The following is an 18326-nucleotide window of genomic DNA, read 5'->3' on the forward strand; positions in this document are numbered from 1 at the left end:
TTTCACCGTAATTATGTAAGAGGAGGAAGAAAATGAAATCGAAGACTAAATTAATTTGGACCGCGTTGGTATTAACTGCGCTACTGGTTTTACCGGGATGTAGTCAAAATCAGCAGGTGATTTTTGACGCAGGGATGAAGATGCAAGATGTAAATTCTTTGCAGCAACATACTACAATGACCTTTCAATTAAGTGGGTCAGATTTTGAACCTGAAGTTCAACAACAAATTAACACGGCTGCCATTTTTCTTAATAATGCAAAATTAGATCTCAATTCTAAAATTAGCAGTAATCAAGAAAAAACTGTTAGTAAAGCACAAGTAGATATGAGTTTGGCTTTACAGGGCATGACTATAGACGTGCCTATGTGGGTAGATTCGGATCTTACAGGGAATACACCGAAAGTTATTGAGATTCTCAGACTGCCGCAAATTGCACAAGCGACTTTGCCTCCCCAATTTGCAAGTAAGGAATATATGGTAATGGATCCATCGGAAATGACGGATTCTGAGCTTAGTAGTATCGACATGCTTAAGCTAACAGAATTCAGCAGAAATTTCCAAGAAACAGAAATCGCCTTTTTAAATAGTTATGCTAAACGCTTCAATCCAAAAATTGATGTCGTAAGCGTTGGAAGTCAAACCGTGCAAACAAACGATGGACCCGAAACAGCAAAAATTTATAAATTAAAACTCAATGACGCACAATTTAAGGATCTTATCCGATATACCGTTAATAACTTTACACAAGATGCTGAAGCAATGGATTTTGTTAAGAAGTTTATGTATTCGATTCTTGAAATCAGTGAAGTTCCTGATAAGGCAAATGCCTTAAGTGAGTTTGACAAAGCTTTTGAAGATTTTGAGGCAAACAAGTCACAATTTTTAGCTGAATTTAATACCATCATGGATAAATTAGATGCGGTGACATTTTTAGGTGATAAGGGTATAGAATTAAAGTATGCTATTTCCAATGGTTATTGTATACAAGAAAGCGGGACCGTTAATCTGAAAGTAAATATTGCTCAGATTAATAAATTCGTGAATACCCTAAGTGAAGAACAACAGAATACACCGGTTGAGGCAAAGGGCACGTTAGACCTGTTGATTAACTTTAAGACCGATAATTCTGGGATAAACAGTCCCCTTGAAATTACGATTCCGGAAGTGAACAGTAACAACTCATTTAATTACATGGATTTAATGAAAACTCTTACTGTCTTAGAACCGAACGGTAAAGCACGTTTGTCAGGACAGGATCGTTTTCAGACAGCCAAAACAATCGGAGAAGACTTTAATAGTGGCAAATGTACAAGCATCATCTTAGCATCTGGCAATAACTTTCCAGATGCATTATCCTCAAGTATCCTTTCCAAGAAATTTGATGCCCCAGTTTTATTGGTAGGAGAAACAGTAGAACAGTCATTAGATGCCTTAAGTTATATTGCGGCACATTCTAATCCAGATACGAAAATATATATAATCGGTGGAACTGGAGTAATTGGCACGTCTTTGGAAACAGAACTGATCAAGGGCGGGCATGTAAATATTGAACGATTGAGCGGATATGACCGGTATGATACAGCTATGGCTGTAGTTGATAAGGCTAACGTACAGATAGGCACGCCTGTACTAGTAGCATCTGGCGAAAACTTTCCAGATGCCTTGGCAGTATCTAGCTTCTCAGGAGCAAATCAGTACCCTACACTTCTGGTAGGACAAAACTATCTTTCAGACAAAACAAAAACTTATCTCGCGAATAGCAAGCCAACTACTGTGTATATTGTTGGTGGAGTATTTGTCGTTTCTCAGGCTGTCGAAGATCAAATTAAAGAGCTAGTACCTACAGCTGTAATTAAGCGACTTGCAGGGAATGATCGCTTTGATACGGTTGCTACCGTAATCAATGAGTTTTCGGCAAGTCCTACGACAGTATTTTTAGCAAATGGCTTTAACTTTCCAGATGCGCTCGCAGGAAGTGCACTAGCAGCAAAAACTGGCGACCCAGTTCTGCTTATTGATACCAATAGTGGAACTCTTCCTCCTGCTGTCGAGGCTTATCTCAAGAAACTCCGAGATGCAGGAATTCGTCCTATGGTCCGGGCGTTAGGTGGAACGGCCGTTGTTCCTGATACTCTGATTAAACAAGCTGAAAACCTTCTCGATGGGCCGACAATAATCATCGGCAAGTAGACTAAGATAAGTGCACCAAATAGTGCAATATCTAACAAAACGAGTAGAGATGATATCTCTGCTCGTTTTAGCGTAAACTCGCTTTGTGGAAAAAAATCCGGAAATGGATGGTGTTCCGCCTTGTGGACCTATATGTGAGAACATTTTGATTAAGGCAGGAAAATAAGCTGTTTTAGAGAATAACTTGTAAAAGCCAAGAACATAATATTTGAAGAGATAAATAAGAGGAGGATGGAAAATGAATTTTTTCGAAGTAGTTCAGGCTCGTCGAAGCTTACGGAGTTATTTAGATAAGCCTGTTGAGAGAGAAAAGTTGGAGCATGTCTTAGAATCAGCCAGACTGGCACCGTCCTGGAAAAACTTACAGTGTTGGCGCTTTATTATAGTTGAAGATGCAGCTGGGCGAGAAGCCTTGGCTGACAGTATGGAAGAGACCAATCCTGGGCGAAAAGCCTTGATGGGGGTTCCGATCGTTGTCGTACTCTGTGCGCTGCCTAGTGAATCAGAAGTCTGGGAAGGCAAGGACTTTATGATGCTCGATGCAGGCCTAGCTATGGAACATTTGGTGTTAGCAGCGACGGATCAAGGGTTGGGGACGTGTTGGCAGGGCTTGTTCAGTGAAGAGAAAGTTCGGAAAAGCTTAAACGTTCCCGATAATGTGCGAGTGGTAGCCATGACTCCGTTGGGGTATGCAGCCGAGGAGCGGCGTCCACGCCCGCGGAAAGCTATGGCGGAGATCGTTCATTATGGAAAATGGGGAGGACTTGCGTGACACAGCAAATATAAGGGGCATAACGAAAACAAAGAAATGCAGAATAGGCTTTACGCCTATTCTGCATTTCTTTTAACCATAGATTTTCAATAGTTTCTTCCCAGCCCAGAGAGTCAGCGATCACACGCTCCGACGCCTTTGGGCTCGTTCTAACCAAACTCAGCTTGAATCCGCTTTCATAAAGCAGAGCGGGAAACAAGGATGTTTCCCGCCGGCAACTGGCCAAGGATGGCCGATTTGCCGAAACACTCATTCGTGTTTCGCCCTGCCCACTTGCAAGAAAGGGTTAAGCCCTAGTTTGGCACGACGGACGCATGGTCGAGGAGGTGTGACGCGGACCTTCCCTAGTTTGGTACGACGGACGCATGGCTGAGGAGGTGTCTCGCGGACCCTCTTATCGGCTAGCTAATTGAACCGTCTTTTCAAGGACCTCTTTGGGGTCCGCATGAATACGTGCAAGTCCTAAGTCGATAGCGGCTTGAGCAACTGCCGCGGCAACTATCGGTGCTACTCGGGGATCGAAGACTCCTGGAATGATATATTGAGCATTTAACTCTTCATCAGTTATGATTCCTGCGATCGCATACGCGGCGACGAGATTCATTTCTTCCGTAATATCACTAGCTCGGACATCTAACACGCCTCGAAACATACCTGGGAAAACCAAGACGTTATTTACCTGATTAGGATAGTCAGAACGGCCAGTACCGACGACTGCCGCTCCTGCCGCTAAGGCTTCTTCCGGGAATATTTCCGGAGTAGGATTTGCCATTGCAAAAATAACCGCAGAATTCATAGTGGCTACCATATCTCCAGTCAGTGCACCTGGAGCTGAAACTCCAATAAAGACATCAGCACCTACCAGTGCATCGGCTAATGAGCCTTGGAGATTCGCATGATTTGTTAGATTCGCCATCTCTCGCTGCGCTGGGTTCATCCAAAGTTCACCTGGGCAAAGGATACCGGTACGATCGACCATGATAACATTTTTCAAACCCGCTTTTAGTAATAATTTAGTTATGGCTATTCCTGCGGAGCCAGCTCCATTAACGACTAATTTAACCTCACTGATCTTTTTATTCACAACTCTTAAGGCATTAATAAGCGCCGCTAACACGACGATGGCTGTACCATGCTGGTCGTCATGGAAAATTGGAATGTGGGTCTCTTTTCTCAGACGTGCCTCAATTTCAAAACAGCGAGGCGCAGAAATATCCTCTAGATTTATTCCACCGAAATTAGGTTCTAAGGCCTTAACGACCTGAACTATTTCATCGACATTCTTTGTATTTAAACAGATGGGGAACGCATTGACTCCCCCAAACTTCTTAAATAAGATGCATTTTCCTTCCATCACGGGTAAAGCTGCAAGGGGACCGATGTCACCCAAGCCTAAGACCGCTGTACCATCAGATACCACAGCAACCATATTACCCCGACCGGTGTAGTCATAGGCTGCGTCCGGATTTTCAGCAATCACTTTACAGGGTTCGGCCACACCCGGTGTATATAGAAGGCTCAAATCGTCAGGAGAATTAAGTTCTGCTTTACTAACGACTTCGAGTTTTCCGACCAGTTCTTTGTGGAGTTTTAAGGCTCGTTCTTGAATACTACTCATTTTTAGACCATCCCACTTTCTCATTTAGTATGTCATTATACTGCATTGGTAAGCAACTAATTATCATTTCAAAAGATTCGTATTCCATAGACGGCGCACATGAAATGTGCCGTCAACCCAAAGTCACGTTCTCCGTTCTCTGACCCAAGCAGGGACGCAGTGTGACACGAGTGCGAGGTCTTTTACGTAAGCAGAAAAGCAAACTCCGTGTAAGCGACCCCAGATACGGGGCTGAGCACAGGACGTGCGAAGCCGACAACTGAGCCAAGGATGGCGAATTTGTCACGATAGTCTCCAGTGGAGATTATCGCCGTAGGCGTGTTCTTTAAAATAATACTATCGCCGAAGGATGAACCCCGCTCCCCATTTTAGGAGCTTACACGGTTAGTTTGCTCTGCGTCGTAAGTGCCAAGCGCTGTGTCATACAAGTCCCCTAATGCCAAAGCTTCATCAAGATAGTGGCAAGAACAATCATCGAGGCGCCACCGATCCGGGTTGAGATCTGGGCAAAGGGCATCAATTCCATCCGATTTGAGGCAGAAAGAATAGCTACGTCTCCTGTTCCACCGAGGCCGCTGTGGCACCCTGTGACAATAGCTGATTCAACGGGATACATGTTCATAAAGCGACCAATGAAAAATCCGGAAGAGATCATGGCTATAACCACAGAGGCACAGACCACGAGGTATCCAGGAGTTACGGTAGCGATGACATCTTTCAAAGGGGTGTATAGAACGCCTAAACCGACCATCAAAGGCCAGGTGAGACTCGAAGATACAAACTTGTAAAGATGAAATGAACCTTGCTCCATTTTTGCAGGCATGATATTTAAATACTTTACGATGGCTGCGGTGAAAATCATGATAATTGCACCTGGAATTCCGATAAACGGACTCGCTAAGTTACCAAATACGAAAAAGGCGCAAGCGATGAGAATACCCGCTCCCATAAGCGGGAAGTCAACTGGTTTATCAATGCCCTTGGCGGTTAAAACTTCTGAATCATCCCCAGTTTTAACCAATACCCCGTTCCCGGTAAGCTCCGGTTTCTTTTCTCCTAAACGTTTTAATAATCCGGCACATATAATCGCGACGATATTACCGATAACGGCCGCTGGAATAAGTTGGCCGATAAGAGCTTCTTGGGGTATTTGTAAAATGGCCGAGTAAGCGATAGACAGTGGAAGGATACCTTCTCCAATGCCCCCCCCGATAATAGGAATAATAATATAGAAGAATGTGCGTTGGATAGTGTAACCAAACAAAGTACCGACGAGCAACCCAGCTGAAATAGCGGCAGCTGTTCCAACAATGAGAGGAACAAACATGCGCATAAACCCTTGAACGAGAACCTTCCGATTCATGCCAAGAATACTTCCGACGACTAAAATTGAAATATAAAAATAGAGAAAATTGGATGTTTTCATGACGGCAGTAATAGCTTTCAATGCTGAAGGATTAATCAAATTGAAAAAAACCATTGTTGATGGAACCATAATTGCCAAAATAGCAGGGCCACCAATTTCCTTTAAAATGGGGACCTTAAGTCCGATATCCCCGAGTAGGATGCCCATTATTATGATGACCGCAAAACCACCGATCATATCCGCAGGGAGTTTACCGTACATTGATGCCATAAATATGACCGCCGCTAAGACTAGATAGAGAGGCAAGGGAACAACCCCGACTTTTATGTTCGTAAACTTGGAGAAAAAACTGGAAGGTGGGATTTCCTTGTTCTCAGACAATTTTAATTTGGAACTTGGGACTTCCTTTTTCATAGCCAAACTCATAGAAGCACCTCCTGAATTTATTTGCTTCTTTATATTAAGTTTTTTCAAATAATTTAAACAGTTTAATTAATTATGTTAACTGTTTTGTAACTAAACTAACTAAAGAAACTAAACTAAGTGAAATAATAAACTAGGTAAGAAAGCGAAAACCGGCCTGATGGCCGGTTAAAAATACGTCTTTATAATATTACTTTCAGGCTTTATGCAGCGGTGCTGATAGACCGGTCGGCCGATTGAACCGTATATAACTTCCATGTCAATAACTCCAATATCCGTAAGAAAACTTAGGTATTTGCGCATCGAGACCCGCGAAACTCCAACACGGTTAGCCATTTCTTCTGTTGAAAAAGAGCGCTCCTTTATTTCTTGTATGTTATCCCAAACAGTCTTTAGGGTGTTTCGGGTAAGCCCTTTCGGCAATTCACTGGGTACAGCAACCGGGTTCGGACGAAGAAGACGTATATCCAATTCTGCCTGACTTAGTTTTTCTTGCCCCTTTGTCATTGTTGCCCAGTCTTGGTAAGCGGATAAAGCCGTATTGAAACGCTCAAATTCAAACGGTTTGATTAAATAATCAACGGCTCCATAGCGCAGAGCCTTCTTGATACTTTGACTATCACAAGCAGCGGATACGACAATAACATCAATCCCTTTACCCAGCTTTCGTATTTGTGCCAATAAATCAAATCCGTTCATACCTGGCATAAAGATATCAAGTAGGATCAAGTCGATTTCTTGATGGTCCAAAATGTTCAAGGCGTCAACAACTGAGGGGGCCATGGCTATTAACTCAAAGCCCCCGACTTGCTCAAGATAACGCCGATTAAATTCAGAGACCATAGGATCATCTTCTACGATTAGGACCTTAATCATTCCATCCATCCATCCTTGTTTTTATAAGGTAAAGACACTTTGAACTGAGTTCCTTGACCTTCCTCTGAAGCGATCTCGATTTTTCCATTAAGTTTCTCCACACTGCGCTTCACTAGGTATAGCCCTAAGCCCCTTTTAGTTCCTTTGGTAGAATAGCCTTTGGAAAAGATTTGGCTTTTTAAATCATCGTTAATACCTGGCCCGGTGTCCTTTACTTCAAGGCTTAAAACATTGTCTTCGTATGAAAAGTTAACGTCAATTTGTCTAAGTGGGCAATCAACCACGGCTTCTAGAGCATTATCGACCAAATTTCCAAACACGGTAACTATTTCGTGAATTACTTCCGGGTCTGCCGGAACCGGCAAAAAGCACTCTTCGAAAAGTACTAACTCTGCTCCAACCTCTCGGGCATAACTCATTTTCCCCAGAATAAATCCTGCCAATACTGGATCTTTAATATGTCTTACAATAAAACCGACTTCACTTTGATGTTGGTGAGCGATTTTACTAATGTACGTGGAGAGCTGATCATAATACTCCATATGGACCATACCAAGAATAACATGCAACTTATTCATAAACTCATGGGCCTGTGCGCGCAAGGCGTCTGCGTAGAGTAGCACACCGGTTAATTCTTCAGCCATTTGTTTTATTTCAGTTTTATCTCGGAACGTAGCAATTGCTCCGACGCTTTTACCCTTTACACAGAGCGGAATGATGTTTGTTACGATCGTTATTCCAAACAGATCGAGTTCCTGATCTAATTCCGCACTCCCCGTCTCCAGTACATTATTCATCAGTGTATTGGGTATACAGTCCGCTACTTTTTCTCCAACCGGGTCACCTGAAATACCCGCCCGATTAAATAATCGGAGAGCCGCAGCATTTGCGAGTGTAATGCGGGAATCTGTGTCAATTGCCAAAATACCCTCCCTTACAGATTCTAACATGGCACTGCGTTCTTCGAGCATTTTGGCAATCTCTTTAGGTTCTAGGCCAAACATTATGTTCTTTATTTTTCGGGCTAAGAATATGGCACCAATAACGCCTACCATTAATCCTAAGCCAACACTGATATAAATAATCAACCGACTCTGGGCTACAGCCTGATTGACATTGTTAAGCAAGATCCCAACGGCAACGGCCCCAACTTGTTTACCAGAAGAAGTAACAATAGGGGTAAACGCACGTAAGGACATGCCTAGAGTTCCTTTGGCAATGGAAACAAGTTCGTGACCCTCTAGGGCGGCCCCTTCGTCTCCCCCTACAAAGGGTTGTCCTACCTTGTTGATATCAGGATGAGACTTTCTTATCCCCTGCATATCCATGACAACTATAAACTCGACAGCGGTGATCTTTCGTATGTCATTCGCAAAGGGCTGAATTTCCGCTTCGGCTCTTTGCCCATTTAGCGCTTCAATCACAAGAGGCGAGTGGGCAACAATGCGGGCAATAGTCGTCGCTTTATCTTCTAGATTTTGTTGCGTGTTATCGGCAATTTCCTGACTAATTAGGATGTCAGTTACTGTTAAAGATAAAGCCACTACAGCGCAAACAAGCAAAGTCATGATGGTCTGTAAACTGAATAAGGGTCCACGTTGCCGCATGTTCTTCCCCCCAGTGGTCATTTAAAGTACATGCAAAGAATAATGAAAGAGGAGTACATTGTCAAGCTAGGTTCTTGTGTGACACAGCGTCTCGCGGACCCTCTCGTATATTATTAGCAAAACAACATAGACTACTCCTATCAAGATTGCTTAGATAATTCTGCGATAAAAGATGGGGGATTGACATTGCTGTTAGAGACTGCCCTACTCGTTGTTGCTCTCTCGGCTTTGGGGGCACTCATTGCTGGAGTCGTACTCCTTTTCGTATTCTATTTTGTAGGAAAACGTTCATTTCGAACTATCGTCCAGAGGCTTTTTGGTTTAGTTATAGAAAGGTTACTTTCAGACAAATACCATGAGAATCTTATGGAACTATGGAGTGCAGTCCGTCGCACGTCAATCCAAAATATTCTGGAAATCAGTTTGCGAGCCGAAGACGGGAAGCTGATCCAGCGCCCTTTAGGTTCAGCAAGAACACTGCCTCATTATGATACTCTAATGTTTGTCCCTGGCCAAATGGCTCGTCTACCCAAGGAGGGAACTATTCCAGTTGATATGAAGGTAACCCTTGGACCTAAAGCAGAAAAGCCCCTTCAAATCCAAATTCCGCTAATGATCGCTGGTATGGGTTATGGAGAGGGTCTCAGTGAAGAAGCCAAGGTAGCCTTAGCTAAGGCGGCAAAACAAATCGGGACGGCCACAAATTCCGGTGAGGGGCCCTTTTTGAAAGAGGAAAGGGAGGCTGCTGGAAAGTTTATTTGGCAAATCAGTAGGACCTCGTGGGGGCGCAATCCTCAAGCGATTGCGGCTGCAGATATGATTGAAGTGCAAATGGGCCAGGGGGCCAGGATGGGACCCTTTACTATTGAACCCTTCACAGTGAAGGGAAAGGCCCAAAAATTAATGGGCATATCTCCTGTGCAATCCGTCGTGACCCCAGCCGTAATGCCGGGCATTAATACCCCTTGGGACTGGCCAAAGTATGTTACTGATTTGCGAGCGGAGGCAGCCGGGAAACCAATTGCTATTAAAATTATGGCGACTGGGGCCTTAGAAAGAGACTTGGCAGTTTGTTTAGAGGCGGACTTTGATGTCATTGTCCTTGATGGGTCCCAAGGTGGGTCGAGTGGTGCATCTCCACTAATCTGCGATGATTTAGGAATTCCTAGTTTATTAGCATTGGTTCGTGCAGAACGTTTTTTATGCGATCAGGGTGCTCGTAAAGATGTGAGCTTGGTGGTTGCAGGAGGGTATGCAACGCCTGGTGAATGTCTAAAAGCCATAGCTCTGGGTGCGGATGCGATCTATCTGGGAACGGTTCCATTATTTGCTTTGATTCATAAGCAAGTACACAAAATTCTCCCATGGGAACCGCTAACCCAATTGGTCTGGTACAATTCTCCCTATAAGCAGCGCCTTGACATTGATTTGGCAAGTAAAAGTGTGGCCAATGTCCTAAAATCTATGACAATGGAAATGGAAGAAGGCGTGCGAGCTCTGGGGAAAACAGTCTTATCTGAAGTTGGTCCCAACGATCTTGTTGCTTTGGACGAATGGACAGCTCAGGTAACTGGGGTAAAGCGGGCTTATCCCTGGCAGAGTTAGGGTATACAACTTGCATCACCCTCCTTTTGACAATATTTATCACGTTGAGTATAATGTATTCAATGAAATATTAGTCAAAACCCGAAGAATGTGAGGAATAGCGTCAGTCAACTGTTCAGAGAGAAAGGCCATTGCTGGAAGGCCTTTTCGGTAAGACGTTAAGGTCGTGCAGGAGGGGCAGAGGGGAATAGAGTACTCTCTGACGGGAAGGCCCGTTAGCGTATAAACAAGTGCTGAGAGACATGTCCCTCAGAATAAAGGTGGTACCACGGAAGCTTTTCGTCCTTTTCTAGGATGAAGAGCTTTTTTTGAGCTCCAAATCGTCTCTAAAACTCGGACGGAAGAACCGACCCCGTGTCCTTCGCAGACGGAAGAACCGACCCCGTGTCCTTCGCAGACGGAAGAACCGACCCCGTGTCTTTCGCAGACGGAAGAACCGACCCCGTGTCCTTCGCAGACGGAAGAACCGACCCCGTGTCTTTCTCAGACAGGAGAGTCGCCCCCTTGTCTTTCCTTCCGACGAGGGATCCGTGGTGCTGTTTGCGTTTCTGAACGCAAAGGCGTATGGTGGGATGCAGAAGGAAGAGGATGAACGTGAGAGCTAATACGCCTAATATTGAAAGGAGTTCAGATATATGCCAGATAACATTGAAAAGACAGAAAAGCTAGAGATGGCGAAGACCTATGATCCTAGCCTAGTGGAGGGGAAACAGTATCGCTATTGGGAGGAAAGTGGATTTTTTCATGCTGAAGTAGACACTGAGAAACCAGCCTTCAGTATTGTGATGCCCCCACCAAACGTTACAGGTGCTCTTCATCTTGGACACGCTATGGATGGCGCAATTCAAGATATTTTGACGCGCTTCAAACGGATGCAGGGCTACAACACGCTCTGGTTGCCTGGGACAGATCACGCGGGAATTGCCACCCAAGCTAAAGTGGAGGAGCAGTTAGTTAAAGAAGGAACGAGTCGGGTTGAGCTGGGGCGCGAAAAGTTTTTGGAACGGGTCTGGGAATGGAAGCATCAGTATGGTGGGCGCATTACGCAGCAGCTACGCCGTCTAGGCGCTTCCTGTGATTGGGAACGTGAGCGTTTCACGATGGACGAAGGGTGCTCGAAAGCGGTTCGGGAAGCGTTTGTTAAGCTTTATGATAAAGGGCTGATTTATCGTGGGAATTATATTATCAATTGGTGCCCTAAATGTCATACCACCATTTCAGATATTGAAGTGGAACACGTCGACAGCGAAGGGAATCTATATCATCTCCGTTACCCTGTAAAAGACAGTGACGAGGCTCTCGTTGTGGCAACCACCCGGCCAGAAACTATGTTTGGTGATACTGCTGTGGCAGTGCATCCAGACGATGAACGGTATCGTCATTTAATCGGGAAAACTGTTCTCCTTCCCCTTACGGATCGGGAAATACCGATTATTGCCGACGACTATGTCGAGCGAGAGTTTGGGACTGGAGCGTTGAAAATAACCCCAGCGCATGATACGAATGACTTTGAAATTGGGCTACGCCATCACTTGCCCCAGATCGTGGTCTTAGATAAAGAAGCCAAGATGAATGAAAATGCTGGTAAGTACGTAGGGATGGACCGTTTCGAAGCACGCGCTGCCGTTGTGAAAGAGTTGAAAACTGAAGGAATTCTCCTCAAGATCGAGCCTCATGCCAATGCTGTTGGAGAATGCTATCGTTGCTCCACCGTGATTGAACCCATGGTCAGTAAGCAATGGTTCGTGAAAATGGACCCTTTAGCGAAGCCGGCGATAGATGTCGTCAAGGACAGTCGTTTGGAATTTATTCCAGATCGGTTTGAGAAGATTTATCTCGGTTGGATGGAAAACATCCGAGATTGGTGTATTTCCCGCCAACTCTGGTGGGGGCATCGCATCCCGGTCTGGTATTGCGAGGATTGTGGACATGAGATTTGTGCAAGCTCAGATCCAGCAAAATGTCCTGCCTGCGGAGCTAATCACCTGAAGCAAGATCCTGATGTTTTAGATACGTGGTTTTCATCGGGGCTTTGGCCATTCTCCACACTAGGCTGGCCGGAAGAAACACCTGAACTGAAACAGTTCTATCCGACCTCCGTCTTAGTAACCGGAAGGGATATCATTTTCTTCTGGGTTGCCCGCATGATTGTTATGGGGCTGGAGTTCAAGAACGAAGTGCCATTCCCTAAAGTCATGATTCATGGACTGGTGCTAGATGCACAAGGCCGGAAAATGAGTAAATCCCTCGGTAACGGTGTGGACCCCATTGAAGTGATCGACCAGTACGGAGCAGACACCTTGCGGTTTATGCTGATTACCGGTAATACTCCGGGAAATGACCTGCGCTTTCAACCAGAACGGCTTGAGGCAACTCGGAATTTCTCGAATAAGATTTGGAATGCCTCTCGATATGTGCTCATGAATCTAGAAGACTACGTAGAAGGGCCCCGTGGAGAACTAACCTTGGCGGATCGCTGGATTCTTAGCCGCTATGACTCCACCGTTGAGAAGGGGACGGAAGCTTTAGAAAACTTTGATCTTGGTGAAGGCGGACGCTTGCTCTATGAGTTTATCTGGAATGAATTCTGTGATTGGTATATCGAACTTACGAAACCACGTCTTTATGACAAAGAAAACGTGTTAGCTCGGCATACTGCCCAATCCGTATTACTTGAAGTACTCGAAGGCACATTGAGGCTCTTGCATCCCTATATGCCGTTCCTCACGGAAGAGATCTGGCAGAACCTCCCCGTACCAGGAGATAGCATCATGATGCAGTCGTGGCCGAAATTACCCGACTATCAAGACTCTGTGGCTGAAGCTAATATGACATTACTCATGGAAGCCATTAAGGCAATCCGCAATATTCGGGCGGAGATGAAGGTCGCTCCTGGTCAAAAAGTAGAAATTCTAATTCTTGCCCCTGATAATCTTCAACGCGCTGTGCTTGAGGACGGGAAGGCTGATATCTTGAAATTAGCTGGAGGAGCAAGTGTAGAGCTATTTGAAACTCTGGCAGAGAAACCCTCGCAAGCGGCTAGTGCTGTTTTGGAGGGCGTCGAAATCTATCTCCCGCTAAAAGGGTTGATGGATCTGGATAAGGAAATTGTCCGTTTGGAAAAGGAGATTTCGCTGGCGACTCTGGAGCAACAGAGTCTGGAAGCAAAACTCAGTAACCCTGGATTCACCAATAAGGCACCAGCTCAAGTTGTAGCTAAAGAACGGGAAAGACTCGAAGGAATCGTAGCTCGCACCGCTGCTTTAGAGGAACGAATCAGGGACCTTAAAGCTACTCTTTAATGTTGAGTTAATATGTTAAGGGGACCGTCCTTTAATGTGTTAGGGGACGGTACTTTAATGTGTTAAGGAAACGGTCCTTTTAACACACCTTAGAGGCACTTCGCTTAGGCTAGTCACAGGCGCTGCTCCGCGTGTCCAGCACCTATGTGAGTATATCTTCTGGATTTAAGGGCTTGCCACTTGCCGTAGTCTCTTAAGAAATGCCAAAACTGGTTTTTGGCATTCACCTTTGCCTAGACCAAGTCAGGCAACTTCAGGCAATTTCTAGCCTAATATAGCAACTTAACTTTAGAGAGCGGAAACATCAGAAGTAGGAGGGGAACTGGGTATGCTCGATAACAACCTAGAAAAGGACTACAAGGAAAGCTTGGACTACCTCGTCAACCTAACCACGTTTGGTATAAATTTGGGGTTGGGGCGTATCCAGGAACTTCTTAAGCGGTTAGAAAACCCGGAAAAAGCTCTGCGCGTGGTTCATGTGGGGGGCACGAACGGCAAGGGATCAACAACCGTCATGATTGCCCGTATTTTACAAGAAGCTGGTTACAAGGTCGGGGTCTTCACCTCACCTCATATGCATGATTGGCGTGAGCGTATGGTGATTAATGGCCAAATGATACCTAAGGAAAAAGTTATTCAGACGATTAGACGAGTGCGGCCGATTTTGGAGACTATGGTTGTCGAAGGGTTTGAACATCCCACCGAGTTTGAGGTAAGCACTGCCCTAGCATTACTCTATTTCTCAGAGGAAAACGTTGACTATGCTCTGATTGAAGTGGGGCTTGGCGGAGCCATTGATTCGACGAATGTGGTTTCTCCGCTGATCTCTGTGATTACGAATATTGCGATGGATCATATGGATTATTTGGGAAACGATCTGATTAGCATTGCCAAGGTTAAAGCGGGAATCATTAAACCGAACTCGATTGTCGTAACGGCGTCTGACAATCCGGACGTGATTCAGGTGTTTCGTGAACAAGCGAATACCATGGGGGTTTCGATTTGCTTGGTCGGGGAAGATGTCCGCTGGGAAAGTACTTGTAGTGGAGAGCTAGAACAGGAATTTAATCTCATTGGATTAAACACAACCTATTCTAAGCTACGCCTGCACTTAACTGGTTTCCACCAACTTCGCAATGCGGCAACAGCAGTAACGGTCTGTGAACTTCTGCAGACGAAGTACGGGGCACATATCCCTCAAAGTGCAATATATGCTGGATTACGCGAGGTAAGGTGGCCTGGACGGCTAGAATTACTTTCCCTAGAGCCTAAAATCCTTTTAGATGGGGCCCATAATCTAGATGGAGCCCTAGCCCTAGAGCAAGCACTCCCACTTTATGCACGGGATCACCTCATTCTTTGTTTAGGGATGTTGGCGGACAAAGAACGGGAAAAAGTGGTCAATCTGCTCGTGCCTTTGGCGGACGAAGTTATCATCACCCGTCCAAATTCCCCTCGTGCGGGGGATTGGAGAGCTTTGGGAAGTTTAGCGGAACAATATGGGCGGCCTGTCACTTGCATTGAAGACCCTAAAGAAGCGGTTATTTTCGCTCTCTCGCGTCTCCATGAAAACGACATGCTGTGCGTAACTGGTTCAATTTATATGTTAGCAGATGCTCGCCAAGCCTTAATCGACGAATTGAAGCAAAGATCAAACATTAAGGATATCTAAAGAAGAAACACGAAATTAATACGAACTTAACAAACTTAACAAACTTAACAAACTTAACATAGAATTAACACAAATTTAACTGAAATTTGATATAATACTCTCTGGAATGCATACAGCCCCTACTTCATTCTGGTTTTGAAGTCTGGGATTTCGGACGTATGAGAACACCTTGGAGATATCTAAGAAAATTTTAGGGTGGGGGTTATTTTCATGTTTGGTTTATCACCAAAGGAAGACAAATTTTATCTTCTTTTTGCACAGAGCACCGAAATCATATCCAAATCCCTCAAAAGGCTTCAGGGGATTATGCAGCAAGATTGTGTTTCAGCCGAAGATGCTGCTCAAATGAATCGCTTCGAACATGAAGCGGACGATGTCACCAAGCAAATTTTGCAGCGGCTTAATTCTACATTTATTACGCCGTTAGATCGTGAAGATATTTATAAGTTGGCCCAAGTTCTCGATGATATTGTCGACTACGCAGAGGGAACTGTCGAACGCATGCATCTTTACCGCACAGGTAAACCATCGCTCGGAACGCAGGAACTCGTCCATCTGGTGGGTTTGGCAGCTGAGCAAATTCAAACAGCCTTCTCTTGTTTAGGGAATATCCATTTTCAAAAGACAAAAATCATGGCTGCAGCGGAAGAAATTTATCATCTAGAAAGCGCAGGGGACAAGCTTTACCGCCAAGAAGTAGCGCGCTTGTTCGAATGCGAGAAAGACCCGATTGAGATCATCAAATGGAAAGAGATTCTAGAACATATCGAAACCACGTTAGATCATTGTGAATCTATTGCTGACCTTCTCAAAAGCGTGGTCTTGAAATATGACTAGTCTAGGCGCGTTGCTTATCGTTGTGGTGTTTTTGGCCTTGGCATTCGACTACATCAATGGGTTTCATGATACCGCCAATGCCATAGCCACAAGTGTTTCGACAAGGGCTTTGACACCAAAACGAGCAGTGATTTTAGCAGCTGTATTAAATCTTGTGGGAGCACTCTATAGCACTGGGGTAGCGCAAACCATTGCGAGAGATATTATCACGCCTAAATTTGCGACTCAAGAGGTCGTGATTGCTGCATTACTGAGCGCGATTGTCTGGAACCTCGTCACCTGGTATTTCGGAATTCCAAGCAGTTCCTCCCATGCTCTGATTGGGGGTATGATCGGGGCAGCAGTTGCCAAAGCAGGATTTACTGTCTTGCAGTGGTACGGTTTAGGACGAATCATTGCTGCGCTAATCTTCTCCCCGATTATTGGGATAATACTGGGCTTCATCATTATGAAATCGATGTTTTTTATTTTTGGTGGTTTTTCACCCTCCCGAGTTAATCACGGTTTTAAGAAAATGCAAATATTCTCGGCGGGCTTACTGGCCTTTAACCACGGGTCCAATGATGCCCAAAAGTCAATGGGAATTATCACCATGGCCCTCATCGCTGGGGGATTGCAAGCCCAAACAGATATTGCCCCGCACCTTTGGGTAAAACTCGCTTGTGCCCTAGCAATGGCAGCGGGTACCGCTGCGGGAGGGTGGAAGATTATTCATACCATGGGAGGCAAAATCTTTAAACTAGAGCCCATCAATGGGTTTGCTGCAGATTTAAGTTCCTCGATTGTTATTTGGTCAGCGACTGTGTTCCCAGGCCTCCATCTACCTGTTTCCACGACCCATGTCGTTTCGGGTTCCATCATGGGGGTCGGAAGCGCCAAGCGGGTATCCGCAGTGCGCTGGGGAGTCGCCAAACAAATGCTCGTCGCTTGGCTTGTGACGATTCCCACAACCTCTTTATTGGCAGCTTTCTTTTACACAGTGCTGATGAAAGTATTCTTGCGATAGTTCATGCATCCTTGGAGGGCCCATAATCTCGAACGTTCCTGTTCGACCCTTGGTCATTATAGTGCCAGTTTTTTGTAAGGTCGCCTTGCTCTTAGGGAGCAAGGCTTTTCTTGTTCTAGTCAAGACTCCCTTTATCGCTACGCGGCACCACTGATGAATGAAAATGAACGCCACTACCAAGGTCTATTTTCTTCCACTCCAACATATCTTCCGGTAAAAGGGTTGTCCAAAGTGGCGTGGAAGGAGACTGGGAAGAATGCGGCTTTCAGAACGAATTCGAGTTGTTGTTGTCTTGATCTTGGGGATGATGGCAATTGGTTTACTGACTTGGGGAGTGGGTAAGATATATTTGGAACTTGTAGGGCAGTCGAGCCATGAAAAGGCGGAAGCAGCACTACAGCGCAGCAAGGAAGCTAACTCGCAGTCAAACACCGTTTTGGTCCTTCCAGAAGCGAAATTCTGGACTTGCCAAGTTGGGGTCTTTCAAAGCGAGAGGAATGCTCAGCTGAGGAAAGAGCAGCTGAGATTATTGAATTTCAATGCAGAAGTGATTAGCGCCGCCCCTTGGATAGTAGGGGTCGGCTTGGGTCATTCGGCAGACGAGCTTAAGGGGTTGCGCCAAACTTTAGCGGATAGGGAAATTAGCACTGTCCCAAAACAAATCGTTTTGCCAGAGAGATCATTTCGTGTCGCCGGAAATGGCTCACAATTGACTGGGGAACTTTTAATAAATGTCAATAAGATACTCCAAGGTGGGGTGACAGTCGAGGCCTTGAATAAAGAAAAGCAGTCATGGAATGCATTAGCTGGAGATTATCCGCCCAAAGAATTGGAGGGACTCCATCAGATTTTTAGTAAGATTCGCGAAGAAATCACTTTTGAAGGCCAAAAAGCCATGGGATTATCCCTTCTTTTTGAGTCGCAGAGGGTTATAAATATTCTTTCTGGTAAATAATACTGTATAAAGAAGATTAATGTAATAAATAAGATGAAGTAAATTGCGTTTTTCCTTCTTAGTGATATAATTAACTATCTATCACAAGTTATTAC

The 18326-nt window shown here is 45.0% G+C and carries 12 protein-coding genes and 1 other annotated feature; of the genes, 8 read left to right on the plus strand and 4 right to left on the minus strand.

Going from position 1 to position 18326, the window contains the following annotated elements; genetic code table 11:
- Nucleotides 1-32: 32 nt before the first annotated feature.
- The gene (locus E4K67_RS01470) at nucleotides 33-2192 is read left to right on the plus strand and encodes a cell wall-binding repeat-containing protein (protein WP_135544634.1); all 2160 of its coding nucleotides are present in this window, start codon (nucleotides 33-35) and stop codon (nucleotides 2190-2192) included.
- Nucleotides 2193-2430: 238 nt separating this feature from the next.
- Nucleotides 2431-2964, plus strand: a complete 534-nt coding sequence (locus tag E4K67_RS01475; RefSeq protein WP_135544635.1) for a nitroreductase family protein — start codon at nucleotides 2431-2433, stop codon at nucleotides 2962-2964.
- 394 nt (nucleotides 2965-3358) lie between these two features.
- On the opposite strand, the gene E4K67_RS01480 is transcribed toward E4K67_RS01475, so the two are convergent.
- The 4 genes from E4K67_RS01480 to dcuS form a co-directional block, all read right to left on the minus strand.
- A complete protein-coding gene (locus E4K67_RS01480) occupies nucleotides 3359-4582 on the minus strand; it encodes an NAD(P)-dependent malic enzyme (RefSeq protein ID WP_135544636.1) in 1224 nt (407 codons plus the stop codon).
- A gap of 433 nt (nucleotides 4583-5015) precedes the next feature.
- Nucleotides 5016-6374 carry a 2-hydroxycarboxylate transporter family protein gene (locus E4K67_RS01485; protein ID WP_199242432.1) on the minus strand — a complete coding sequence of 453 codons (1359 nt, stop codon included), beginning with the start codon at nucleotides 6372-6374 and terminating at the stop codon, nucleotides 5016-5018.
- Nucleotides 6375-6539: 165 nt separating this feature from the next.
- Nucleotides 6540-7247: a response regulator gene (locus E4K67_RS01490; protein WP_135545140.1), complete on the minus strand. Its 708-nt coding sequence runs from the start codon at nucleotides 7245-7247 to the stop codon at nucleotides 6540-6542.
- The gene (dcuS, locus tag E4K67_RS01495; protein ID WP_135544637.1) at nucleotides 7244-8854 is read right to left on the minus strand and encodes a DcuS/MalK family sensor histidine kinase; all 1611 of its coding nucleotides are present in this window, start codon (nucleotides 8852-8854) and stop codon (nucleotides 7244-7246) included. Before dcuS ends, E4K67_RS01490 begins: the two co-directional genes overlap by 4 nt.
- 228 nt (nucleotides 8855-9082) lie before the next feature.
- Between dcuS and E4K67_RS01500 the strand changes: the two genes are divergently transcribed.
- From E4K67_RS01500 to E4K67_RS01525, 6 genes are all read left to right on the plus strand, one after another.
- Nucleotides 9083-10459, plus strand: coding sequence for an FMN-binding glutamate synthase family protein (locus E4K67_RS01500; protein ID WP_420841518.1), 1377 nt, complete (start codon nucleotides 9083-9085; stop codon nucleotides 10457-10459).
- A gap of 75 nt (nucleotides 10460-10534) precedes the next feature.
- Nucleotides 10535-10749: a binding site (T-box leader), on the plus strand.
- Between the two features lie 345 nt (nucleotides 10750-11094).
- A complete protein-coding gene (locus tag E4K67_RS01505; protein ID WP_135544638.1) occupies nucleotides 11095-13761 on the plus strand; it encodes a valine--tRNA ligase in 2667 nt (888 codons plus the stop codon).
- 328 nt (nucleotides 13762-14089) lie between these two features.
- Entirely contained in the window at nucleotides 14090-15433 is a 1344-nt protein-coding gene (locus tag E4K67_RS01510) for a bifunctional folylpolyglutamate synthase/dihydrofolate synthase (RefSeq protein WP_135544639.1), read from the plus strand.
- Nucleotides 15434-15643: 210 nt separating this feature from the next.
- Nucleotides 15644-16270, plus strand: coding sequence for a DUF47 domain-containing protein (locus tag E4K67_RS01515; RefSeq protein WP_135544640.1), 627 nt, complete (start codon nucleotides 15644-15646; stop codon nucleotides 16268-16270).
- Entirely contained in the window at nucleotides 16263-17276 is a 1014-nt protein-coding gene (locus E4K67_RS01520; protein WP_135544641.1) for an inorganic phosphate transporter, read from the plus strand. Before E4K67_RS01515 ends, E4K67_RS01520 begins: the two co-directional genes overlap by 8 nt.
- 256 nt (nucleotides 17277-17532) lie before the next feature.
- Nucleotides 17533-18231, plus strand: coding sequence for an SPOR domain-containing protein (locus tag E4K67_RS01525; RefSeq protein WP_135544642.1), 699 nt, complete (start codon nucleotides 17533-17535; stop codon nucleotides 18229-18231).
- Nucleotides 18232-18326 lie beyond the last annotated feature (95 nt).

This window comes from Desulfosporosinus fructosivorans (assembly GCF_004766045.1).
GTDB classification, from domain to species: domain Bacteria; phylum Bacillota; class Desulfitobacteriia; order Desulfitobacteriales; family Desulfitobacteriaceae; genus Desulfosporosinus; species Desulfosporosinus fructosivorans.